This is a genomic window from Paenibacillus sp. Y280, assembly GCF_056786335.1.
This window is the reverse complement of the sequence record NZ_JBXCIW010000028.1, coordinates 25293-47964: the sequence shown is the minus strand read 5'-3', so window position 1 is coordinate 47964 and position 22672 is coordinate 25293. Positions and strand designations below refer to the sequence as shown.

General features: G+C 50.6%; 20 protein-coding genes. 1 reads left to right on the top strand and 19 read right to left on the bottom strand.

Annotated features, from left to right (window positions below):
• Window positions 1-13: 13 nt before the first annotated feature.
• The 3 genes from AC1TPC_RS24070 to AC1TPC_RS24060 all read right to left on the bottom strand — a co-directional run bounded on the left by AC1TPC_RS24070 (window position 14) and on the right by AC1TPC_RS24060 (window position 2067).
• On the bottom strand, window positions 14-922 hold the full coding sequence (locus tag AC1TPC_RS24070; RefSeq protein WP_482069299.1) for a diacylglycerol kinase: 909 nt from the start codon (window positions 920-922) through the stop codon (window positions 14-16).
• 62 nt (window positions 923-984) lie between these two features.
• Window positions 985-1767, bottom strand: a complete 783-nt coding sequence (locus tag AC1TPC_RS24065; protein ID WP_482069286.1) for a sirohydrochlorin chelatase — start codon at window positions 1765-1767, stop codon at window positions 985-987.
• Between the two features lie 9 nt (window positions 1768-1776).
• A complete protein-coding gene (locus tag AC1TPC_RS24060; protein ID WP_053372669.1) occupies window positions 1777-2067 on the bottom strand; it encodes a YerC/YecD family TrpR-related protein in 291 nt (96 codons plus the stop codon).
• Window positions 2068-2303: 236 nt separating this feature from the next.
• Between AC1TPC_RS24060 and AC1TPC_RS24055 the strand changes: the two genes are divergently transcribed.
• The gene (locus AC1TPC_RS24055; protein ID WP_482069285.1) at window positions 2304-2840 is read left to right on the top strand and encodes a tyrosine protein kinase; all 537 of its coding nucleotides are present in this window, start codon (window positions 2304-2306) and stop codon (window positions 2838-2840) included.
• Between the two features lie 545 nt (window positions 2841-3385).
• Here AC1TPC_RS24055 and AC1TPC_RS24050 read toward each other — a convergent pair.
• The 16 genes from AC1TPC_RS24050 to purS form a co-directional block, all read right to left on the bottom strand.
• Window positions 3386-4381, bottom strand: a complete 996-nt coding sequence (locus AC1TPC_RS24050) for an inorganic phosphate transporter (RefSeq protein ID WP_482069284.1) — start codon at window positions 4379-4381, stop codon at window positions 3386-3388.
• Between the two features lie 24 nt (window positions 4382-4405).
• Complete coding sequence (locus tag AC1TPC_RS24045) at window positions 4406-5017, bottom strand: DUF47 domain-containing protein (protein WP_065386477.1); 612 nt, start codon at window positions 5015-5017, stop codon at window positions 4406-4408.
• 222 nt (window positions 5018-5239) lie between these two features.
• Window positions 5240-6313, bottom strand: a complete 1074-nt coding sequence (locus tag AC1TPC_RS24040; protein WP_482069283.1) for a DUF3048 domain-containing protein — start codon at window positions 6311-6313, stop codon at window positions 5240-5242.
• 184 nt (window positions 6314-6497) lie between these two features.
• The gene (locus tag AC1TPC_RS24035) at window positions 6498-7319 is read right to left on the bottom strand and encodes an alpha/beta hydrolase (RefSeq protein ID WP_482069282.1); all 822 of its coding nucleotides are present in this window, start codon (window positions 7317-7319) and stop codon (window positions 6498-6500) included.
• Window positions 7320-7762: 443 nt separating this feature from the next.
• Window positions 7763-9166 (bottom strand): sensor histidine kinase, encoded by a 1404-nt coding sequence (locus tag AC1TPC_RS24030; protein WP_482069281.1) that lies wholly within the window; start codon window positions 9164-9166, stop codon window positions 7763-7765.
• Window positions 9154-10014, bottom strand: a complete 861-nt coding sequence (locus AC1TPC_RS24025) for a response regulator transcription factor (protein ID WP_482069280.1) — start codon at window positions 10012-10014, stop codon at window positions 9154-9156. Before AC1TPC_RS24025 ends, AC1TPC_RS24030 begins: the two co-directional genes overlap by 13 nt.
• A 25-nt stretch (window positions 10015-10039) precedes the next feature.
• Window positions 10040-11485, bottom strand: a complete 1446-nt coding sequence (locus AC1TPC_RS24020; RefSeq protein ID WP_482069279.1) for an FG-GAP repeat domain-containing protein — start codon at window positions 11483-11485, stop codon at window positions 10040-10042.
• 30 nt (window positions 11486-11515) lie between these two features.
• Window positions 11516-12442, bottom strand: a complete 927-nt coding sequence (locus AC1TPC_RS24015) for a polysaccharide deacetylase family protein (RefSeq protein WP_482069278.1) — start codon at window positions 12440-12442, stop codon at window positions 11516-11518.
• Between the two features lie 235 nt (window positions 12443-12677).
• On the bottom strand, window positions 12678-13943 hold the full coding sequence (purD, locus tag AC1TPC_RS24010; protein ID WP_482069277.1) for a phosphoribosylamine--glycine ligase: 1266 nt from the start codon (window positions 13941-13943) through the stop codon (window positions 12678-12680).
• A gap of 104 nt (window positions 13944-14047) precedes the next feature.
• On the bottom strand, window positions 14048-15595 hold the full coding sequence (gene purH, locus AC1TPC_RS24005) for a bifunctional phosphoribosylaminoimidazolecarboxamide formyltransferase/IMP cyclohydrolase (protein WP_482069276.1): 1548 nt from the start codon (window positions 15593-15595) through the stop codon (window positions 14048-14050).
• A 187-nt stretch (window positions 15596-15782) separates the two neighbouring features.
• A complete protein-coding gene (gene purN / locus AC1TPC_RS24000; protein WP_482069275.1) occupies window positions 15783-16394 on the bottom strand; it encodes a phosphoribosylglycinamide formyltransferase in 612 nt (203 codons plus the stop codon).
• Window positions 16394-17437 carry a phosphoribosylformylglycinamidine cyclo-ligase gene (gene purM / locus AC1TPC_RS23995; RefSeq protein WP_053372682.1) on the bottom strand — a complete coding sequence of 348 codons (1044 nt, stop codon included), beginning with the start codon at window positions 17435-17437 and terminating at the stop codon, window positions 16394-16396. The genes purN and purM overlap by 1 nt, the downstream gene beginning before the upstream one ends.
• 65 nt (window positions 17438-17502) lie before the next feature.
• Entirely contained in the window at window positions 17503-18984 is a 1482-nt protein-coding gene (gene purF / locus AC1TPC_RS23990) for an amidophosphoribosyltransferase (protein WP_482069274.1), read from the bottom strand.
• Window positions 18969-21212, bottom strand: a complete 2244-nt coding sequence (gene purL / locus AC1TPC_RS23985; RefSeq protein WP_482069273.1) for a phosphoribosylformylglycinamidine synthase subunit PurL — start codon at window positions 21210-21212, stop codon at window positions 18969-18971. The genes purF and purL overlap by 16 nt, the downstream gene beginning before the upstream one ends.
• A complete protein-coding gene (gene purQ, locus AC1TPC_RS23980; protein WP_482069272.1) occupies window positions 21190-21885 on the bottom strand; it encodes a phosphoribosylformylglycinamidine synthase subunit PurQ in 696 nt (231 codons plus the stop codon). The genes purL and purQ overlap by 23 nt, the downstream gene beginning before the upstream one ends.
• 4 nt (window positions 21886-21889) lie before the next feature.
• The gene (gene purS, locus AC1TPC_RS23975) at window positions 21890-22135 is read right to left on the bottom strand and encodes a phosphoribosylformylglycinamidine synthase subunit PurS (protein WP_175598164.1); all 246 of its coding nucleotides are present in this window, start codon (window positions 22133-22135) and stop codon (window positions 21890-21892) included.
• Window positions 22136-22672 lie beyond the last annotated feature (537 nt).

The window sequence follows — 22672 nt, the reverse complement described above, 5'->3', positions numbered from 1 at the left end:
CGGAACAACGCACCTAACGGTACGTCGACTCCCCAGTCTCATCCGCAAAAATACGCAGATGCGACGGCAGCACCGAGAATGTGCACGGCAGCACGCCGCCATATTCGCCATCGAGGTTTATTTGCACATAATCCGGCGTTGTGACCTTCAGCTCATCCGTGCGGAAGTGGATCACATGCGGATCGTTCAAATGCTCGCCGCGCAGCGCGAGCGTCACCAGCTTAATAAATTCCGGCAGGTTGCACTTGCGGATCAGCAGAACATCCAATAAGCCGTCATCCAGCTTGGAGTCAGGCGCGAGACGCTCGAAGCCGCCGACCGAGTTGCTGTTGCAAATGAGGAACATCATAAACTCGTCATGAAATTCTCCGACGCCGGCTGCCTGAAAGGTCAGCTCAGTCGGGCGAAGGCGGGTCATTTTCTCCATACCCTTCATATAATATGCCAACTGCCCGATCATCGTCTTCAGCTTGCTCGGCACATCATAGGTCAGCTCCGTCAAGGAGCCGCCCCCGGCAATATTTATAAAATAACGCTCATTCGCCTTGCCGACATCAATCGGCCTAGTATATTGCTGAATGATCAGATCGACCGCATACTCCCAATGCTTCGGAATGCCTGTCGCCCGTGCAAAATCATTGGTCGTTCCCACCGGCAAAATGCCAAGCGGAGGCCGATTCGCCTTAGTCGCCAAACCATTAATGACCTCGTACAGCGTACCGTCGCCGCCCGCAGCAATAATCATATCATAGCCGCGATCCGCTGCATCCGCTGCCGCAATGGTCGCATCTCCTTCACCGATCGTCGCGTGGCAGCTCGTTTCAATACCGCCCTGCTCAAGCCGCTGGAGAATATCAGGCAGACGTTTCTTCATTTCTTCTCTTCCCGATGTCGGGTTATAGATTAATCTCGCCCGTTTGATTGCCATCCCGGTTCACTCCTAACCATCCAATCACCCAATCTTCTATGGTCCAGACGATATGTCTACTTTTTATTTAAACGCTGCAAGCCCTTGTACATCTGGCGCTCCAGCCATCGTTCAATCGCAGCATGTGGCAGCATCGCTCTACCGTTATACCGATACGCAAGCCCAGCAAGACGTGTCGGAATGACATGGTTCGTAAAATAACCCTGGCTCAGGAACAGCGGCACCACAATAACCGCTTCCTCCGGATTAGCCGCCTGCATCGCTGCAAGCTTAGCCGCTGCTTGATCGGGCAAAAGCATCGCATATTCGGCACGCTGAAAGCCGCCAAGCACACGAAGACGCTCGCCAAGCTTCGTTAGCCCTTCCTGCCAGCGCTCATGGAATACCTTTTCCTTGCTTCCGTGGCCGATCAACAATATAGCTTCCTTCTCTGGCTCAGAGGACAGCTCTGCAATATTCAGCGCAAGCAGCTCTGCGATTTCCGGATCATCGTCGATTGGCTCTCCATAATGAACGTTAGCAGCAACGCGGAACATGCCTAGATCGCCTTCCAAATCCGAAACCCACGGAAAGCCGAAGGCTTGCCCGATTTCATCCACATGCGTGCTGCCTGAAGATAGAAACAGCGGCACAACGAATAGATCCGTCACACCTTGCTCCTCAAGCGCATCGATTCCATCCTGAATAAGCCTTCCCTCGACAATTTCAAGAAAGGACGACATGATTGGAACGTTTGACAAGCGCGGCGACAGAGCCGCTGCCGCAATCGCATGATCGACTAGCTGTACCCAGGCGGTTTCCCTAGAGCCGTGACTAATAACGAGAATGCCTGGCTTCATTGAAGGAACCTACCTTCCAAGACGCTCTAAAGCCATTTTATACCCGTCATTGCCGTAATTCAAACAACGCTTCACTCTAGAGATTGTTGCCGTGCTGGCACCTGTCTCCGCCTCAATTGCATTGTATGTGCTGCCCTTGCCGAGCATACGCGCAACCTCAAGTCTTTGAGATAACGATTGAATCTCATTCACCGTGCACAAATCGTCAAAGAACACATAACACTCCTCAACTGATTTCAATGTAAGAATCGCTTCGAATAATTGATCTATTGCTTTATCATTAAGTTTTTTAAGCTGCATTCGTATTCACTCCTATTAAAACTAATGTTACTATTGTATCTTTTTTACCCGTTTTTTTCAAACATTACCGTATTCACGCTTTACAGAACGGAAGAACCAAGCAGCTGATTTTTGAAGCAATCACTCATACAAGCACAGGGCATTTATCTAGAAAAAAATTCCGCACTCGGGACATTCGTCCAATCCTTATGTTCGCCTACCCCATAGACTATTATAAAAGAAGGGTTGTGATCCGTGTGAATTATCGCAATAACCCCGGTACCGGCAACCAGCATTATGATTGGCACGGCGGCCAGCGCCTAACGGCAGAGCAGCTGAGCAAATCATCTGGCGCAAAGTCAACCGGCTTCAGCTTTGCCGCTGACCTGCCAACCATGCCGCCAGCAACAGTGACGCCGCCAACGCAGGATATCCTGCCCGCCGTCATACCGGAGACAGCAGTTGAGCTAATCGAAACGACCGCCAGTGCCAAAGCAGGCGGCTTCTCTCTTGCCAATTTACCTAAACTAGATGAAATCAAAGGTTTCGTCGACCGTATTGGCGGCATCGACGGAATCCTTACAACGGTTACGAAAGTACAGAAGGTGATGTCCAGCGTCTCTCAAATGGCGCCACTTGTCAAAGTGCTCATGGGCTCCTTCAAAAAAACCAAAAAATCGGATGACGATGATGAAATCGAATGGAAGCCAAAACGCCGCAAGCGTCGCAAGCCTACCTCTGGCAGCGGCGCAGGCAAAAGCGGGCCTCGCCGCCGCAAGCCAAAGCGCCGTTAATCATTTTGAAGTCATACACCCTGATTGCCATGCGCCTTGCGCCGCAATCAGGGTGTTTTCGTTTCATCCACAGCTGTGGTCGATTTGTGCATAAATCAAATTATTCTGACACTTTTTTCATTTATGCACCGTTTCACACATCTATTAACGAGTTATCCGGTTGTGGATAAAGGGTATTTCCAGTCTATCCACAGCATTTCTCCCTTTACACGTATGAAAAAACAATTCACCTGTGCACAAGTGCAACCTTCGACATATTTCGGCAGCCTTCACCCTATACACATTCCCATCCCACAAAGGTCGCCACAACGTTGTACATTCAAAAGATGCGCAAATTTCCGTTATTCGTACACAACTGTTACTAATTATGTGCATACATGCAATTTTCGTCCTGTTTCGCCAATGGTTTTCCACAGTGTTTAACTTCTTGCAGCCCTTCTATTCGACCTGCAGAGAACGCAAAAAATAGTGAGAAAAATCTCAATCCCCATGAGCAAAGCTCACGGCGAGTGAAGTTTTCCTCACTATCGCATTGTCACTCCATTTTATAGGAAGAAGAAGTGAATAATCCAATAGAAGAACATCGCCATCAAAACGGTAATCGGAATCGTAATAATCCAGGCTACAATGATGCGGCCTGCTACTCCCCATTTTACAGCGGAGAAGCGCTTTGCACTACCAACACCGAGGATTGACGAAGTAATAACATGAGTCGTACTAACTGGCAAGTGGATCATCGTTGCCGTTAGGATGACGACAGCAGAACCGATATCTGCAGCGAAACCGTTGATCGGCTCGATTTTGAAAATTTTTGTACCCATCGTCTTAATAATTTTCCAGCCGCCAACCGATGTACCTAGCGCCATTGCAGTCGCAGCGGAAATCTTAACCCAAAGCGGAACGTCCATCGTCGTCTGAAGGCCAGAAGCAACAAGGGCAAATACGATAATGCCCATCGCTTTTTGAGCGTCATTCGTACCGTGCGAGAACGATTGGAACGCAGCCGTAAGAATTTGACCAAACCGGAAACCTTTATTCACTTGATGCGGACTTGATTTGGCAAAAATCAGCTTCAATATCCACATGATGATAAAACCGGCAGAGAAAGCGATCAGCGGTGAAAAAAGCAACGCTTGAACGATTTTGATTAGACCGCCGGAGTTAATAGCACTCAAGCCTGCACCGCCGATGACTGCACCTGCAAGTGAGCCAATCAAAGCATGCGAGGATGAGGAAGGAATGCCAAACCACCATGTGATCAAATTCCAAGCGATTGCCGACAACAGCGCTGCGATAACGATTGGAACGCCGTGCTCCAGCTCCGCCGGATTGGCGACGCCTTTACCAATTGTTGCTGCAACGCCGGTAAACGTAATTGCACCGACGAAGTTCATAACGGCAGCCATAACGATTGCGACGCGAGGCTTTAGTGCCCGCGTAGATACGGCTGTTGCAATTGCATTCGCCGTATCGTGAAACCCATTTATAAAATCAAACGAAAGCGCCAAAAAGACAACAATCCATAGAACCATTAAATCCATTGTGTAATACTCCTACTCCTCAGATTAGCTGTTACGCATAATGATCGATTCCAGCGTATTCGCTACATCTTCGCAGAAGTCGGTCGTTTGCTCCAGCATCTCGTAAATCTCTTTGCGCTTCATCAGCTCAATTGGATCTTTGACATTTGTAAATAAGCTCTTGATGCAAACCCGAAGCAGGTCATCCGCTTGGTTCTCCAGCTCGTTAAGAGCAATGTTCGGCTCGCGGATCGCAAGCAGCTTACGCTCAGTCAACAAGTAGATTGCCTTCTTAATTTGGTGAGAGGAACGAACAAGAATGTCACCGAACAGCGTTATGTACTCATCCTTTTCACGAATGTTGTACATCTCAAACCGGGACGCGCAAGCTTCAATGCCGTCAAGCACATCATCAAGCGAAGTCGTAAGGGCCATAATATCCTCGCGCTCGATCGGAGTGATGAACGTTTTGTTCAATTCCTTCAAAATCGTATGCACGTATTTGTCGCATTTGCTCTCGTATTCCTTCATCGTCTTAGCGAAAGCTGATACATCCGATAGATCTGAAAGGCCTTTGGCGAAATACTCAACTGCCTCTACAATGGCGTCAGCCATTTCTTCGAACGTCTTAAAGAAAATATCCTTTTTCTTGAACATCGTAATCCCCTTTATCCGACTTGATGTTTAGGCGTACTGTTGTGAGCCCACAATATCTTAACATAGTTTACATGTGAATTGTTAAGAGATTGTAAAGGTTTTGAGAAAACTTTTTTGATTTTCATAAAAAAAATAAAAAAGACACAATCTCGAAACAAGATTGCGTCCTTTCTATCCTTGGAAGCTCATCCGTTAACGTCTGTTAACAGTGTTTCCAATCTGCTATGATTGTACCCATTTGACATGTCCTTCGAATGTCGGATTGTTCGGCACGATATGGAAGAACGTTTTGCCCGGAACAAATGGCAGCTCTTCTCCGTTTATTACAATTCGAATCATGCCATCGGAAGCCCGTACCCATTCCGCTTCGATTGCTTTGCCCTTCTGGAACAAAATCGCCGAGCCTCCCTCATTCAGGTCCACGGAAAGCCGCCCCTCATTGTCCAGCGTCTTGTGATCCGCACCAAGCACGACCAGATTCGCCGCCGATAGCTGCTCGTTATTGTTCAGATCAATATGCGGCTTATCGCCGATGGAACGTTTGTATAATCCAGCACCGGAATCGTATTTGTAGCCCACACTATAATTGTTGAGTAAAAATGATACCGTAATGTCGCTTGCCGGAACACCGATCTCCGTAGAACCCGCTTCCGCAAATGTATAAGGCGGTACCTGCTTATCCATGCTGTATTTCTTCTTCTCAGCGCCCGTACGCAGCTTCTCCAAGCTCGAATAGAGATTATGCGGCGCTTTCCTTTCCTTGCTTCTCCAGAAATAGCTGCCCGCATTCGAGATTTCATCCAAATAAGGCTTGCCCTGCCGCTGCAAAACCGCATAGCCATCGTTGCTGGCGCCTGCGTGGGCGAGCACAGCTCCAAAGCTGTCTCCAATATCAATAAGATAAGGCCTGATGCTGCGAATCGGTCCGATCGTATCCGTTAATGCACTTGTGCTCTGAAATACGGCAATTAACCTTGTTATGCCGCCTTCCGCAAGCACTTCCCAAATGACGTCAGCGTTCGACAGCCCAGATTGCGGACGAGCTGCAGCAAAGTTATTAATCATAACAACGATAGGCCTTGCTGTACCAGCCTTCTCAAGTTTTAGGCCCGTTAACGGTGCATCAAAGGGAAGCGGAACTGACGTAGCAATGGGCTCAGCTATGCCAGTCGGCTCGCTCATGTCACTAGTTTCCTGCGGGGATTCGCTGCCTCCGTTGCCCACGCTGCATGCTGTTAGGAATAGAATGAGCGTCAATAATAGCAAAAATGCTGAATTTTTAATCTTTTTATCCATGCGCAAACCCTGCCTTTTCCAGCTTTGCTCAGCTTGTATTCGTTTACACTTAACTTCCATTTAAACACAATTAAGGACGTATGTCTCGACAAATAAGTTCTTCTCGGTGATATAAAAAAAAGGAGCAAGCTTTTTTTATGATCAAAAAAAGCTCGCTCCATCTTGCTATCCCTATTCAACTCGCTTAAATACTCCAGTGATGCCATTCCTCTTGCTTCTTATCGAGACCGCTCAACCACTCGGAGGTAACGTGAATCGCTCCCTCCTGATGCTCGCGGGCAGAGTAAGTATGATTCGCTTGAAAAATAATTTCCTTCTCGCATAACCCTTCGCTGCGCGTCCAGAAAACCTTCTGGTAGAGGAAGCTGTAGTCGACTGGAATAAGCTCATCGCTCGTTCCGTGAACCAGCAGCACCTCGCCGCCAAATCTAGTCGCCGCTTGAAACGGCTGATGCTGGAGCAAAGATTCGAAGAACACAGGCTGCAGCGTATAGCCTTGGTAATCCGAGCTGCCTGTCGTAACCGCATTATCATAGCTGCTGCGGCCTACGATACGGACGATATCATTAAAAGGATAAGCAACCGGCGACCAGAGCACAAGCCGCTTCACCCGTTTGTCCTTAACGGAAGTCATAATCGCAATCGCCCCGCCAAGACTGTGGCCAAGCAATACGATTCGCAGCGGATCCACGCATTCCATGCTTGCCATATAATCGATTGCGCTTCTTGTCTGATCGACCATTGAATCAAAGCCAAGCGCGCCGTAATCACCGTTGCTCTCGCCGCAGCCGCCATAATCGAAGCGCAGGACGTAAGAGCCTTGCGCTGCAAGCGCGCGCGCCGTCTTCACAAATAAACGATCAACTCCTATACGGGAGCCAATGAATCCATGGCATATAATAATGGCTTGCCTTTTCTCTGAATCGGTTTTGTTCCCGTCAGTGGGGTAATGCAGCGTTGCCGCAAGCTCAAGCCCGTCGTGTCGCAGCGTCAAGTGCTTTTCCATCCCGATAACCTCCTGAAAGCTTATATATAATAATTCCTACCCGTATACTTTGAATTAACAATAGAACCATAATAGCATCACTGCTCTCAGACTGTCAATCATACATAGGAAAATAAAACCGTTCGCGGATTTGTCCCCGATTATTATACCATATTAGGCACGCGATCATTATTTTGCCGATTATTCAGGACATACTATGCACATGAAATAACGCGAAGCAAGTTTTGCTTCACAAAACTTTAAAGCTCATGCTTACGAAGCAAGTTTTGCTTCACAAAACTTTTAGGAGGTGCTTCCATGCCTTTGTGGATTGCTTGGCTGAAGGAACATTGGCTTTCCTTCCTGCTTATTTTAGGAACTGTTGTTGCCGTTATTTATGTGATTGCCGATCGGAAAATGCTGTTCTATAAAGAATGACGATCCAAGCACCTACGGGCAGAGGATTACTCCTCATGCATGATCGGCACTCGAATCGTCACAATCGTACCGGCTCCACGCTCGCTGTCTATCGTAAGCCGGCCGCCGTGGAGCTCTATGATTTCCTTGCAAATCGCCAGCCCAAGCCCAGAACCGCCTTGACCCGTGTTTGCCTTATAAAACTTTTCCGTTACATGCGGAAGATCCTCCGCTTCGATTCCGCAGCCGGTATCCGCTACAGTGAGCATTGCTTGGTCTTGCTCAATCGTAGTGGCGACTCGTATCGTTCCGCCCGCGGGTGTAAACTTGAGCGCATTGTCAATCAAGTTAATAATGACCTGCTTGAGCCGATTCGCATCTCCTCGCACGACGATCGGGCTTTTTCCATAATTGGCAAGTATCCGTACCCGTGTATGCTCCTCGCGTACAGCCAGTTGATTAACCGTCTCCTTAACCGGACCGTTGAAATCAAGCACCTCGCTGTGCAGCTCCATCGTTCGCGCAGAAAGCTTTGAGAAATCGAGCAAATCCTCGACCAGCCCCGATAGCCTCTCCGTTTCCTTGCTAATGATCGAGAGGCCTAGCTTAACCTCCTCGTCATCCTCGGTAGGCTCGCTTTCCTTCAGCGTCTCACTCCATCCTTTTATCGATGTCAGAGGGGTACGCAGCTCATGCGAAATCGATGATATAAAATCATCCTTAAGCTTTTCCCGCTTGCTCAACTCCATGACCATCACATTAAAGGTTTCAGCCAGCTGTCCGATCTCATCGTCATTGCGCTGTATCGCCCGCCGCGTCCAGTCCCCCTCAGCCATATAGCGCGCCGCTCGCGTCAGCTCGCGAATCGGCTTTACAATACGCTGCGCGAGAAACAAGCTTAAACCAAGAAACAACAGCACGACTCCTACACCAACTGCTGCAGCCATCCGAATGAGCAGGCTGACCATCGCATCCACTTGCTTCAATGAAGCTGAATAACGCAGCATAGATACGACTCGCGTTTCATTCCAGAGCGGAATGGTCACCGACATGACTCGCTCGCCATAGTACGGATCTACGCCGCGCCAGCTGCCGGATTTCCCGGCAATAGCCGCCTTCACATCAGCTGTCGTATAATGAATATTCGGCGCAAAGCCGTCCGAATCAATCCGTATTTGACCGGTGCTGTCGAGCAATTGCAGCCTGGTACTGCTCTCTACCATATATTGCAGCATGTAATCGCCTTGATCCTGCACGGTGAGCGATGAAAGCGAACGACTATGCAGCGATAATGCCGACTCCGCTCTCTGCTTGACCGAGCTCTGCGCGCTTCCGTAATAATAGTTCCACATCAAAGCTGCGAACACGCCGCCGAGCACGCTGACGACAAGCACGATGAGCAGCAAATAGCTCCACACCATTCTCGTTTGCACGCTTTTCATTCGACGCATCCCCGCTTCCACCGATAGCCATAACCCCAAACCGTTTCAATAAAAGCGGGATCAGACGGGTTTTTCTCGATTTTTTGCCGGATTCGCCGTATGTTCACGTCAACCACCTTAAGGTCGCCAACATAATACCGGCCCCATACCTGAGTCAAAATATGATCGCGGCTAACGCTCTCGCCTACGCGCTCCATCAGCAGCCTGACCAACGTCCATTCCGTAGGCGTCAGAATTATTTCCTTCTCCTGCTTCCACAGCTTGCGCTCTGCCACGGACAAGCGAAACGGCTCCACGCGGAGCTCTTGATGGAAACTCGCCGCATGAGGAGCGGACATCTGCTGTATCGGTATAAGCTGCTGTGCAAAGGGTGCGAACGATGCATCGTCATGTCCAGCTGCCGCTGCCTCGTCGGCTTCTGCAGCTCCTTCCTTGGCCGCCGCAATTCCTTCTTGAGCGGCTGACGCCTCCCGCTCCGGTGCGGCAATGTCCGGCTTCATTCTGCGGTAGAGAGATTTGATACGCGCGATGAGCTCACCCGGGCTAAACGGCTTTTGCACATAATCGTCGGCACCAAGCTCCAGCCCATGTATTTTATCCTCCTCCTGCGACTTCGCCGTGAGCATAATGATGCCCATGCGCGGATATTGCAAGCGAAGCTGCTCGCATACCTCGAAGCCGCTAATCGTAGGAAGCATAACGTCCAGAAGCGCGATATCGATAGGACCTTCCGTATTGGCGAGCGCGATTGCCTCTTCGCCCGTTTCTGCTTCAATCACTTCCATATCGTTGCGCTTCAGATTAATACGGACAAAGCCGCGGATGGACTCCTCGTCCTCCAACAATAATATTCGCATAGCTTAGAGCACCCGCTTTTCTCTCTTAATCGTTGCGAATCGTTAAAGAAGAAGCGAACGCTGCTTCAACCCCTACCATATCGCGAAATGCTTGCCGTTCCGCCTCGGGCCAGCCCGTCGGCGCTTCTTTTACGAAAGATACCGCAAACACATTGCCGCTGTCCGTCAGAAGCTCGCGATATGGCTTCGTTTCCTGCTTCCAAGCGTTTTCGACGCTTTCCCAAAGCTTCTGCGGCACAGCATATAAAGTAGCCATTTTGGCCGTAACATTTGTCTTCTCATTCCAATAATTAACCGCCACGAAGGCGTATTGCTCATCCGAGCTGTGCAGCGTGTAGCGTCCCATCCATTCCTTGGGAATTTGAAGCTGCATGCCGTATCGATAATCGGTAAAATCTTCTCTAACCTTCACAAAATCATTTTTGCCATCCCATTGCACCCATTCATTCAACCATTTGGACTCCGCATAAGAGACGTTCGGGTAACCCGGAGCCTCCTTCGTCCACTGCAGCTCCAAGATGCCATCGCTGTTAATATCCTTGCTCATTGTAGGCGTACCGCTAAACCCTTCATACTCTGTATCGAAGTTTGGGTATACGAGCCGCAGCTTGCCTCTCTCCCACACATACATGGCCGTGTAAGTAGCGTGAGCCCCCGTAGATGCCTCCAAAACAATCCCTCTATGACGCTCCGAGATTTTTCCGATCAGCAAACGATCATAGCTATTGACACCGTCATACAGTTTTTCCGTATAAATCTCCTTCATGCCGCCTTTTTTCCAATTGTAGAGGGTTAAATGATATTCAGGCAGCGCCAATTCCTGATTGGTCCCATGCTCTGAGATAATCGCGAGCTCCAGCTGTCCATCCTCGTTAATGTCTCCTGTATCCCCGTACGAATAGGGGATGCTCTCCACTGGCTTCAACGTCAGCTTGCCCGCCTCGTTGCGTACTGGCGTAGAGTCAAATGAGTAAATCTCAAGCACGTTCGGACTGTCGAATGCGCCGATCCACCCGATCAAAATTTCCATAAGCCCATCTCTATCGATATCCTCTATTTTCAGCCAATCGATCATTCTTGCCAGCGGCTGCTGCACAAGCACCCAAGGCTTCCATAAGGACTTAGTATATTTAAACACCATAAGCTCAGGTGAACTGTATTCATTGTAATAAGAAACGATAGCCTCTTTCGTGCTGTCTCCATCCACATCAGTTAGGCGGATCGCTTCCATATGCTCTTCCCTAAGGGGAAGTGTAAGCTTGCTGTAAACAGGCAGATTTTTTTCAATTGCTTGTACAATGGCCTGCTTCTTAGGCGAGATGGCTGGCTTCTGCAGAAGATCTGCAGGCGCGGCTGTATAACGACAGCCAGTTGAAAAGAATAGGAGTGAGATAGCACCGCTGAGCAGAAAGCTCCATCGCATTATTTTCCCCCGCCTATGCTTGGCATTTGTATCACTTCCGTCATTCAACTCTGCAGCCTCCTCGTGCAAGTACCCGTGTTAAGCGATTTGATCGGCGGTAACGAGCGTATAACCCTTTTCCACCAAATCATCAATGACGTCCGGCAGAGCTTGTACCGTGTTCTTAATATGCTTGCCGCCAAAAGAATGCATTAATATTATACCACCAGGCTTCGCCTCGTTCTTAATCATTTTGCGGATATCGGCTGACGAAGTGCCTGCCCAATCACGCGTATCTATGTTCCAACCGACTAGTTCACGATGATTCGATTTCAATAACACTTTCAGCGTATCCGATACGGCTCCATATGGTGCGCGGACCATGGACGGTGTATAGCCTATTGCTTTCTTGATTGCCGCATCACCTGTTTTGACTTCCTCGATGATTTGCTGCTTATTCAGCTTGGATAAATCTTTATGATGATAAGTATGATTGCCAACCGCATGCCCTTCGTCCACGATGCGCTGGAGCACCTCTTGATTTTTAGTCACTTGCTGTCCGACTACAAAAAAAGTAGCCGTTACTCCTTTTTCCTTCAGGATATCCAAAATATCGGTCGTGTAACGCTTATCCGGCCCGTCGTCGAACGTGAGCGCGATCAACATCTCTTCCTTGCCCGGCTTGTCCGTTGCCGATGCGTCCGGCTCATCTCCGCCCGTTTGCGTTTTAGATGGATCAATCGCCTCGCCTGTGGATGGCTCTCCCTCGAAACTGCCCTGGATAATTCCGCCTTCTGCCACTCCGCTATTGCCTACGATAACGACATCCCCTTTGGCGTCTGCGCCGTCTTCCAACTGCGGTCCCTTCCCTACGCTGCCCTCGTTTACAACAGGGGACTTCCCATTACTCAAAATTGATGCCAAACTGAAACTCTCGCTTGCCGAGCAACCGCTGATCAACAGGAGCACAGCAGCCATAATAATCCCTGTAAAAATAATGCTACGATGCCTTTTTGCTTTTGCCATTCCACTCACCTACTATTCCTCGCTGATAGATTGATTGTAACTCTACTGCTGATTAATAGAGTTACAAATAAGTAACACCATTCGAGAGGATCTGACATATTCAGCGAATAAAAAAAAAGGCCAGCCAAAAAGCTTTGGCCGACCTAAAAAGACGAAAGACCAACCCCTCGCGATGCTCTATGCGAGCTTCGAAATGGGTTGGTCTCTCTTTAAGCTTTAATAGCAAGCTAATAGCTTAAATAAGTGCTTTAGCCGCAATGTCAGTGCGGTTTTGCTTGCCTTCAAAGTCAATGACGCTGACGGCTTCGTATGCACGAGCACGCGCTTCTGCGATATCGCGGCCAAGGCCTACGATGCCAAGCACGCGTCCGCCATTAGTAACGAACTCCCCGTCCTTTTCTGCAGTACCTGCGTGGAAGATGAGAGCGCCCTGCGCTTCCGCTTCAGCAAGTCCCGCAATGACTCTGCCCTTCGGATACGAAGCCGGGTAGCCTTCCGATGCCACAACGACGCAAACGGCTGCTTCATCGCTCCACTGAATGTCCAACTGGTCCAAATTACCGCTAAGCGATGCGAGCACGATGTCGACCAAATCCGTTTGCAAACGAGGCAAGACGACCTGTGTTTCCGGATCGCCCATACGCGCGTTAAACTCGATTGTTTTCGGGCCGTCTTTTGTAATCATTAGGCCTGCGAACAGGACGCCGCGGAACGGCCGTCCTTCGCTTACCATCGCTTTTGCGGTAGGAATAATGATGTTCCGAATGGATTCATCAATAATCGCTTGATCGATATGCGGCAGCGGTGTATAGGTGCCCATGCCGCCCGTATTCGGGCCTTTGTCACCGTCAAAAATCGGCTTATGATCCTGTGCAGGAACCATAGCCCGAACCGTTTCGCCATCAACGAAAGCTAGAATCGACATTTCTTGTCCGACCAGACATTCCTCGATTACGATTTGGCTGCCCGCTTGGCCAAACACTTTATCAACCATCATCTCGCGCAGCGCTTGCTCCGCTTCTTCAAGCGTAGCCGCAACCGTTACTCCTTTGCCAGCAGCCAAGCCGTCCGCTTTAATAACGATTGGAGCCGTTTGCTCGCGAAGGTATGCGGAAGCTGTCTCGTAATCGGTGAACGTTTCGTATTTCGCAGTTGGAATATCGTATTTCTTAAGCAAATTTTTCATGAAAATTTTGCTGCCTTCGATTTCCGCCGCGTTTTTGCGAGGACCATACGCCTGAATGCCGGCTGCCTCGAAAGCATCAACGATGCCATCCGCAAGCGGATCATCCGGGCCTACAAATACAAGATCAATCGATGCATCCTTCGCAAAACGGATCAGCTCGTCGAAATCGCAGACTGCAATCGGCACGCAATCTGCAAGCTGTGCGATACCGGCATTGCCGGGCGCGCAATAAATATCTTTAACCTTCTCGCTCTTCTTAAGCGCCCAGACGATGGCATGCTCACGTCCGCCGCCGCCTACTACCAAAATACGCATATCCACTAACCCCCTATTTGACTATATGAAACAGCTGCAGCCTCCGCCTTCGCCAGCTTCCTGTCGTTAACGAACGGCTGCAATAGAAATAGCTTCGCGCGAATCTAGTGCTTGAAGTGGCGTACGCTTGTGAACACCATGGCGATGTTGTTAGCATTCGCCGCAGCGATAGACTCTTCGTCCTTAATGGAGCCGCCTGGCTGGATGATAGCCGTAATGCCCGCTTTTGCCGCAAGCTCTACCGTATCGCCCATTGGGAAAAATGCATCGGAAGCAAGCGCTGCTCCTTTAGCTGCTTCGCCCGCTTGCTCAATAGCAATGCGAGCCGCGCCTACGCGGTTCATTTGACCAGCGCCAACGCCAATTGTCATGTCATCCTTCGCAAGCAAAATCGCATTGGATTTAACGTGCTTAACAACTTTCCAGCCGAATAGAAGCTGCTTCAGCTCTTCTGCTGTCGGCTTGCGATCTGTTACGAACTGTAGATCGGCTTCTGACACGCTGTGAACGTCGCTCTCTTGTACAAGCATGCCGCCGTCAACCGATGTCACAAGCCATTCCGGCTTGCGCTCGCCAGCTGCGGACAGCTCGCCCAGCTTGAGCAAACGAATGTTTTTCTTCTTCGTCAAAATATCAAGCGCCTCAGGCGCGAAGTCTGGCGCAATGATGATTTCGAGGAAAATGCCGCTAAGCAGCTCAGCTGTATCCGCGCCAATCGTACGGTTAGCCGCAACGATACCGCCAAAGATAGAGGTAGGGTCTGCTGCATAGGCTTTTTGGTAAGCCTCGTGAATCGTTGCGCCGATGCCTACGCCGCATGGGTTCATATGTTTTACGGCAACTACAGCTGGCTCGTCGAACTCTTTCAAGATTGCGAGCGAAGCGTTGGCGTCGCTGATGTTGTTGTACGAAAGCTCCTTGCCGTGCAGCTGCTCAGCTGTCGTTACGTTGCCTGCTGCTGCAAGCGGCTTGCTGTAGAAAGCAGCCTTCTGATGCGGGTTCTCGCCGTAACGAAGATCCTGCACCTTCTCGTATGTAACGGTGTAAGTTTCAGGAAGCGGCTCGCCCATTTGCTTGGAGAGGTAATCCGAGATTAGGGAATCGTATGCCGCCGTGTGACGGAATACTTTTGCAGCCAAACGTTTGCGCGTTTCAAGAGTAGTGTCGCCCTGTGCTTTTACTTCTTCAAGAATCGTGCCATAGTCGCCAGCATCAACAACAACCGTTACGAATGCGTGGTTTTTGGCAGCGGAGCGCAGCATCGTTGGTCCGCCGATATCGATGTTCTCGATGGCATCCTCATACGATACGTCTGGCTTCGCAATCGTTTCTTTGAACGGATAAAGGTTAACGATTACGAGGTCGATATAGTCAAGACCAAGCTCCTTCATCGCCTTCTGATGCTCTTCATCGTCACGAACGGCAAGCAATCCGCTGTGCACGGCTGGGTGAAGCGTCTTCACGCGTCCATCCAAAATTTCCGGGAATCCCGTCACATCGGAAATGCCGATAACCGGAACGCCTTCCTTTTGAAGCAGGCTGAACGTACCGCCCGTCGAAATGATTTGCACACCTTGGTTTGCCAACTCTCTTGAAAATTCCACGATTCCAGACTTATCGGAAACACTAATTAACGCTCTACGAATAGCCACGCAAATACCTCCTCATCTATTTGACCAAACCTTTGCTTTTCTCAAAAGAAAACCTTTAAACCGCCCGTTTCGCTTGATGCGGTCCAAGCTCGCTGCTCGGCAGGCGCATACCCCCGGATGAGCTCATTCCCGCCGCTACTGCTGGCATTAGGTCTAGTTTCTAGCTCTATCCAACCCTTCTGCCACTCTAGCGGCTCACCGTTACGTGGCGGCCATTCAGTGAGACGCGGCCCTGCGCGATCTGCTGAATAACGGACGGCAGCAGCGCTTGCTCAGCTGCATGAATACGCTCGGCGAGCGAGCCTTCCGTATCCTCGTCCGCTACTTCAACCGCGCGCTGCGCGATAATCGGACCGCTGTCCATGCCGCCGTCCACGTAGTGTACGGTGACGCCGGTCAGCTTGACGCCGTACGCCAGCGCCTGCCCGATGCCGTTCACACCGGGAAATGCCGGCAGCAGCGCAGGATGAATGTTAATCATCCTGCCGTAGAACGGCTCAACGAGCACGGACGTGATAATGCGCATATAACCCGCAAGCACGATAAGCTCCACGCCGCGGCGCTGAAGCTCGGCGATAATTTCCGTCTCATAAGCCTCGCGAGACGGATACTCCTTCGGCGTGAACAGGAACGTGTCCACGCCAGCCTTCTTCGCGCGCTCCACAACGGGAGCGGCAAGCTTGTCACAAACAAGAAGCTCGATGGTTACATCGAGCTTCCCCTCCTGCACCGCATCTACAATCGCTTGGAAGTTCGTACCTTGTCCCGAAGCGAAAACAGCGATGCGAAGCGTTCCCATTATACGTCCGCTCCCGTAAACGTCACGATGCGGCTTCCTTCCGTAACCGTTCCGATACGGTAAGCCTGCTCACCAAGCTCAGCTGCAATGCGAAGAGCTTCATTTGCTTGATCAGCCGGTACAACAACAACTAGACCAATACCCATATTAAAAGTCGTGAACATATCACGATTCGTAATTCCGCCTTTATTTTGCATCAAATCGAAGATCGGCAAAATCGGCCAAGAGCCGTATTCCACATCAACGTTCACGCCATCAGGCAGAACCCGCGGAATGTTCTCGATGAAGCCGCCGCCTGTAATATGCGCCATGCCTTTCACTTCAACTTGCTCAACCAGCTTAAGCGCCGATTTCACGTAGATGCGTGTTGGCTCGATTAGCACGTCGCCTAGCTTCGCGCCGCCAAGCTCTTCGAGCTCTTGATCCAGCGAGTAGCCAGCATCCTCAAGCAGCAAGCGGCGTACAAGCGAGAAGCCATTGCTGTGAATGCCGCTCGATGCGAAGCCAATTACAGCGTCGCCAGCTGCGATTGTGGAGCCGTCGATCATTTTTTTCTTATCTACAATACCAACTGTAAAGCCGGCAATATCGTATTCGCCGCCTTGATACATGCCCGGCATTTCAGCCGTCTCGCCGCCGATCAAGGAACAGCCTGCTTGCACGCAGCCTTCCGCGATTCCTTTGACAATCGCTTCAATTTTCTCAGGCACAACCTTGTCGCATGCCAAGTAATCGAGGAAGAACAACGGCTCCGCGCCTTGTACGATAATATCGTTCACGCACATAGCAACGGCATCAATGCCGATCGTGTCATGCTTGTCCATTGCAAAAGCAAGCTTCAGCTTCGTTCCGACGCCATCCGTTCCAGACACGAGCACAGGCTCATCGTACTTGTCCTTGTTCAGGCTGAACAGACCGCCAAAGCCGCCAAGCTCTGCCAGCACCTCTGGGCGGTAAGTCCGCTTTACGTGCTTCTTCATCCGTTCAACCGCTTCGTTGCCTGCCGCGATATCGACGCCGGCTTTTTTGTACGCTTCTGACACTCTCGGTCAACTCCTTAACTAATTTAAGAGCAGCAATCGCTCCATAGGGTTAATCATTTATGCTGTTAACAGCTGCAGCTTTTGTCCGATTCTTCGTTAACCGGCGTTGGGTAGTCATTATCGAAGCAAGCTAGACACATGCCGCGATTATACGCTCCGTCATTGCCGCCAACCGCATCAACAAAGCCTTGATCGCTCAAAAAGGTTAAAGAATCCGCGTTGATTTGCTTCCGGATTTCTTCGACCGTACGGGAAGAAGCGATAAGCTCCTTGCGGTCCGGCGTATCGATGCCGTAATAGCAAGGGTTCTTGAAAGGAGGCGATGTAATCCGAACATGCACCTCGGTCGCACCCGCCTCGCGAAGCAGATTCACGATACGAAGCGACGTTGTGCCGCGTACGATTGAATCGTCAATCATGACGACGCGCTTTCCTTCTACTACTTTGCGAACGGCAGACAGCTTCATTTTGACACCTTTCTCGCGAAGCTCTTGAGAAGGCTGGATGAACGTCCGGCCGGTATATTTGTTTTTGATCAAGCCAAGCTCGTAAGGAATACCCGTTTGCTCTGCGTAGCCGATCGCTGCCGAGATACTCGAATCGGGAACGCCCGTTACGATATCCGCATCAACAAACGATTCCGTTGCAAGCTGGCGTCCCATCCGTTTGCGTGCCGAGTGGATGTTAATGCCATTAATATCGCTGTCCGGGCGGGCAAAATAAATATATTCCATCGCGCAGGTCGCACGGCGGTCAACCTTGGCGTAACGATCCTCGCGCATGCCGTTAGCGTCCAATATAAGCAATTCGCCCGGCTGAACATCACGCTCATACACAGCGCCAATCGTCTCAAATGCGCAGGATTCCGACGAGAATACATACCCATCGCCGATGCGGCCCATTACGAGCGGACGCAAGCCATGCGGATCAGACGCAACAAGCAGCTTGTCATTGGTCAAAATAAGGAAAGCAAAGCCGCCGACAATGCGCTGCAAAGCTTCCTTCGCAGCCGTCTCGAAATCCTTCGATGAGCGTGCGATGAGATGCGCAATAACTTCCGTGTCGCTGGACGTTTGGAAGATCGAGCCCGACATCTCCAGCTCATGGCGAATTTCCGGCGCATTTACGATATTTCCGTTCGTAGCAACCGCAAGGTCGCCATCTCTGTAGCGGAAAATAAGCGGCTGCGCGTTGGCAAGCTTGCTCTCCCCTGCTGTAGAGTAACGCACGTGACCGATCGAACGGTCGCCGGCAAGCATATCGAGCTTTTCTTTGTCGAATACTTCTTTTACAAGGCCCATGCCGCGGTGATAAGCGAACTTGTTGCCGTTGCTTGTATCAACGGTACAAATCCCTGCACTTTCCTCGCCGCGGTGCTGCAAGGCATGAAGTCCGTAGTAAGAGAGGTTGGACGCTTCGGGGAGGTTAAATACCCCGAACACGCCGCACTCCTCACGCAATTTATCAAAAATATCGTCGCGGCCAATGCCTTCGTTATAGTGATCTCCTGTCCAAAGCAAAGGCTCCTGTCTTATTTCATCAGACATGGAATCGCATCCTTCCAGACCTTCTCCAGTTGTTGTACCGGCGCCTGAATACCGGCTTTTCCGTTGACGCTTATAGTAAGGCTGCTGCCTTTAACGTTGCCGATTTGTGCATGTACAACGCCTTGCTCTGCAAGCAGGGCTTGCAATGCTGCCGCTTGCTCCGGCTTAGCCGATAGCAAGATACGGGATTGCGATTCGCTGAACAGCAGGTGATCTGCGCGAAGCTCAGATGACAATGCCACTTCCGCGCCAAGGCGTCCGCTGATACACGATTCCGCAACAGCAACCGCGATACCGCCTTCGGACAAGTCATGAGCCGATGCTACAAGACCTTTTTGGATAGCGCCAAGCACGGCATCCAAAACCTTTTTCTCAGTCGCAAGATCAATTTCAGGAGGACGGCCGGCAGCAGCGCCTTGCAATACGTATTGCAGCTCGCTTCCGCCTAGCTCCGCTTTCGTCTCGCCAACGAGAATAATAACGTCGCCTTCTGCTTTGAAGCCTTGTGTCGTAATGTGATCGATGTCGTGTACGAGACCAACCATACCGATTACCGGCGTCGGGAAGATCGCGCCTTTAGCGTTCTCGTTGTACAAGCTTACATTACCGCCGATTACCGGCGTGTTAAGCACGACGCAAGCCTCAGACATGCCGTCTGCCGATTTCTCAAGCTGCCAGAACACTTCCGGCTTCTCCGGGTTGCCGAAGTTCAGGTTGTCTGTTACGGCAAGCGGCTCAGCGCCGGAGCACACGATGTTGCGTGCTGCTTCCGCTACTGCAATTCGTCCGCCTACTTCTGGATCTAGATATACGTAACGTCCGTTGCAGTCCGTTGTCATCGCAAGCGCCTTGCGCGTGCCGCGAATCGTCACGACTGCCGCATCGGAGCCTGGTTGAACAGCTGTAGATGTACGAACCATGTAGTCATATTGATTGTAAACCCATTCTTTGCTAGCAACGGTAGGGGAAGCAAGAACCTTCTCCAGCGCGCCAGTCAAATCGGTTACTTCTTCATAAGCCGAAGTGTCTATTGCACCATTTTCGCTGTAGTAAGCTGGCTCTTTGGAAGGCTTGTCGTATACAGGGCACTCGTCAACGAGCGCTTTAACCGGCATATCGGCAACCTCTTGGCCTTGGTGGAACAAGCGGAGACGTCCGTCATCCGTTACTTTACCTACTTTGGCGCAAATAATGCCCCAACGGTCAAAAATTTCTTTCGCTTGCGCTTCATGCTGCGGCTCTACGACGAAGAGCATACGCTCTTGCGACTCGGAAAGCATCATTTCATAAGGCGTCATGCCTGTCTCGCGCTGCGGCACCTCGTCAAGGTAAAGCTCAAGGCCGTTGCCCGCTTTGGAAGCCATCTCTGCGCTGGAGCAAGTAAGACCCGCTGCTCCCATATCTTGAATGCCAAGCACGATACCGGAATCGATTAGCTCAAGCGTTGCTTCCATAACCAGTTTCTCCATGAATGGATCGCCGACTTGTACCGCCGTACGCTTCTCTTCAGATTCCTCGGAAAGCTCGACGGATGCGAATGTAGCGCCGTGAATACCGTCGCGGCCAGTAGCAGGACCTACGTAGAATACCGGGTTGCCTACCCCTTTAGCGACACCGCGCTGAATTTTATCATGATCGATTAGGCCGACGCACATTGCGTTAACGAGCGGGTTGCCCTCGTAGCTCTCATCGAACATAACCTCGCCTGCAACGGTAGGAATACCGATACAGTTGCCGTAGCCGGCAATACCGCTAACGACATGCTCGAACAAATATTTTACGCGCTCATTCTCAAGGCGACCGAAACGCAAGCTGTTCAGCAAAGCGATCGGACGAGCGCCCATGGAGAAAATATCGCGGATAATGCCGCCCACGCCCGTAGCAGCGCCTTGATAAGGCTCAACCGCTGATGGATGGTTATGCGATTCGATTTTGAATACAACCGCTTGGTTGTCGCCGATATCAACGATACCCGCGCCTTCGCCCGGTCCCATAAGAACGCGAGGTCCCGTAATCGGGAATTTCTTGAGGATCGGCTTGGAGTTTTTGTAAGAGCAGTGCTCCGACCACATGACGCTGAATACGCCGATCTCTGTATAGTTAGGTTTACGGCCAAGAAATCCGCAAATCAGCTCAAACTCATAATCGGATACGCCAAACTGGCTGTAAATCTTTTGCTCGGCAATTTGCTCCGCTGTCGGTTCTTTAGCTGTTAACTGCTGCGCCATGTTGTTCCCTCCATGCATTCAAAATCGATGTAAACATCCGTTTGCCGTCTTCCGAGCCGAGCAATTGATCGATTGCGCGCTCAGGATGCGGCATCATTCCTACTACGTTGCCTGCTTTGTTGCTGATGCCCGCAATGTTCTCAACCGAACCGTTAGGATTCGTGTCGCCCGCATAGCGGAAAATGATTTGATCGTTCGCTTTGAGCTCAGCTAACGCTGCGTCGTCGCAATAGTAGTTGCCCTCGCCGTGAGCGATAGGAATATTTATAATTTCGCCTTGCGAATATTGGTTTGTAAAAGGAGTGCTGCTGTTCACCACTTCAAGCGGCGATTGATGACAACGGAACTTTAGTCCGTTGTTGCGAATCAATGCGCCAGGCAGAAGGCCAGCCTCGGTCAAAATTTGGAACCCATTGCAAATGCCCAGGATATACTTGCCTGCTTCTGCCGCTTTTTTCACTTCGCTCATCACGCTTGCGAACTGTGCGATTGCGCCGCAGCGCAGGTAGTCGCCGTAAGAGAAGCCGCCCGGCACAAGAATTGCGTCATAAGCGGACAAATCCGTAGCTGTGTGCCATACGTAATCAACCGACTGGCCGATGGTGTCTTCGACTGCTTTGTAGCAATCGATGTCACAGTTGGAGCCAGGAAATACGAGTACCGCAAACTTCATCGCCTTATCCCTCCAGTTCAAAACGGAAATCTTCTACAACCGTGTTCGCGAACAGCTTTTCGCACATTGCTTTGATGCGTACTTCCGCTTCTGCGCGGTCAGTCGTGTCAAGCTCAAGCTCCAAATATTTGCCGATGCGTACTTTTTCGACTTCGGAGAAGCCCAGTGTGTGAAGCGCGCCTTGTACAGCGGTTCCTTGTGGATCCAAAACGTTTTGCTTGATGGTGACGTAGACGGTTGCCTTCATAATAGCCTCCTGAAAATGTGGGTTTTTCTCGCAGCAGCTTAATTGTCAAATGTGGCAGCCGCTCGGGCGCGGGGGTTATTGTCTTCGTCGCTTTAGAAGCCGGGAAATTCTGATTACACGCTTAGCGGTAATTTCCCGGCTTCAAGAAGCGATCGCTGTCGCTCTACGACAACAACTCCCCGCTCTCCGAGCTTCGCACATTTTCATTTAAGACCTTTTGCGAGGGTGGTCGGTGAAGCAATTTTTTGTGGCCGCGTTGTCACTGGCCACCGGATTGATTAGTGCAGCCTTTGCTTTCGCTGGCTGCCTTGCATTTATGGGGTGCAGCAGCGCTCTCGCTGGCTGCCTGCCTCGTTGCATGCATTCTGCATGCTAAGAGCCTTATTACTGCACGCATTCTGCATGCCAATAGCTTCTGCATTGCTTCAGACGCTGTTGCGCCCCTTTGTTAACGTTGTCGCTTGCGCTTGACGCGGTTTTGCTTGAAATGAGCTATCCTGACCTCTCGCTGCATGGTGAGCGAATTGGTTCAGCACAGAG

Excerpts from the sequence above, each read along its gene's own strand:
- AC1TPC_RS24065 (WP_482069286.1), bottom strand. The coding sequence starts at position 1,767 with ATGAAGCCAGGCATTCTCGTTATTAGTCACGGCTCTAGGGAAACCGCC.
- AC1TPC_RS24060 (WP_053372669.1), bottom strand. The coding sequence starts at position 2,067 with ATGCAGCTTAAAAAACTTAATGATAAAGCAATAGATCAATTATTCGAA.
- AC1TPC_RS24050 (WP_482069284.1), bottom strand. The coding sequence starts at position 4,381 with ATGGATTTAATGGTTCTATGGATTGTTGTCTTTTTGGCGCTTTCGTTT.
- AC1TPC_RS24045 (WP_065386477.1), bottom strand. The coding sequence starts at position 5,017 with ATGTTCAAGAAAAAGGATATTTTCTTTAAGACGTTCGAAGAAATGGCT.
- AC1TPC_RS24040 (WP_482069283.1), bottom strand. The coding sequence starts at position 6,313 with ATGGATAAAAAGATTAAAAATTCAGCATTTTTGCTATTATTGACGCTC.
- AC1TPC_RS24035 (WP_482069282.1), bottom strand. The coding sequence starts at position 7,319 with ATGGAAAAGCACTTGACGCTGCGACACGACGGGCTTGAGCTTGCGGCA.
- AC1TPC_RS24030 (WP_482069281.1), bottom strand. The coding sequence starts at position 9,166 with ATGCGTCGAATGAAAAGCGTGCAAACGAGAATGGTGTGGAGCTATTTG.
- AC1TPC_RS24025 (WP_482069280.1), bottom strand. The coding sequence starts at position 10,014 with ATGCGAATATTATTGTTGGAGGACGAGGAGTCCATCCGCGGCTTTGTC.
- AC1TPC_RS24015 (WP_482069278.1), bottom strand. The coding sequence starts at position 12,442 with ATGGCAAAAGCAAAAAGGCATCGTAGCATTATTTTTACAGGGATTATT.
- purD (WP_482069277.1), bottom strand. The coding sequence starts at position 13,943 with ATGCGTATTTTGGTAGTAGGCGGCGGCGGACGTGAGCATGCCATCGTC.
- purN (WP_482069275.1), bottom strand. The coding sequence starts at position 16,394 with ATGGGAACGCTTCGCATCGCTGTTTTCGCTTCGGGACAAGGTACGAAC.
- purF (WP_482069274.1), bottom strand. The coding sequence starts at position 18,984 with ATGTCTGATGAAATAAGACAGGAGCCTTTGCTTTGGACAGGAGATCAC.
- purL (WP_482069273.1), bottom strand. The coding sequence starts at position 21,212 with ATGGCGCAGCAGTTAACAGCTAAAGAACCGACAGCGGAGCAAATTGCC.
- purQ (WP_482069272.1), bottom strand. The coding sequence starts at position 21,885 with ATGAAGTTTGCGGTACTCGTATTTCCTGGCTCCAACTGTGACATCGAT.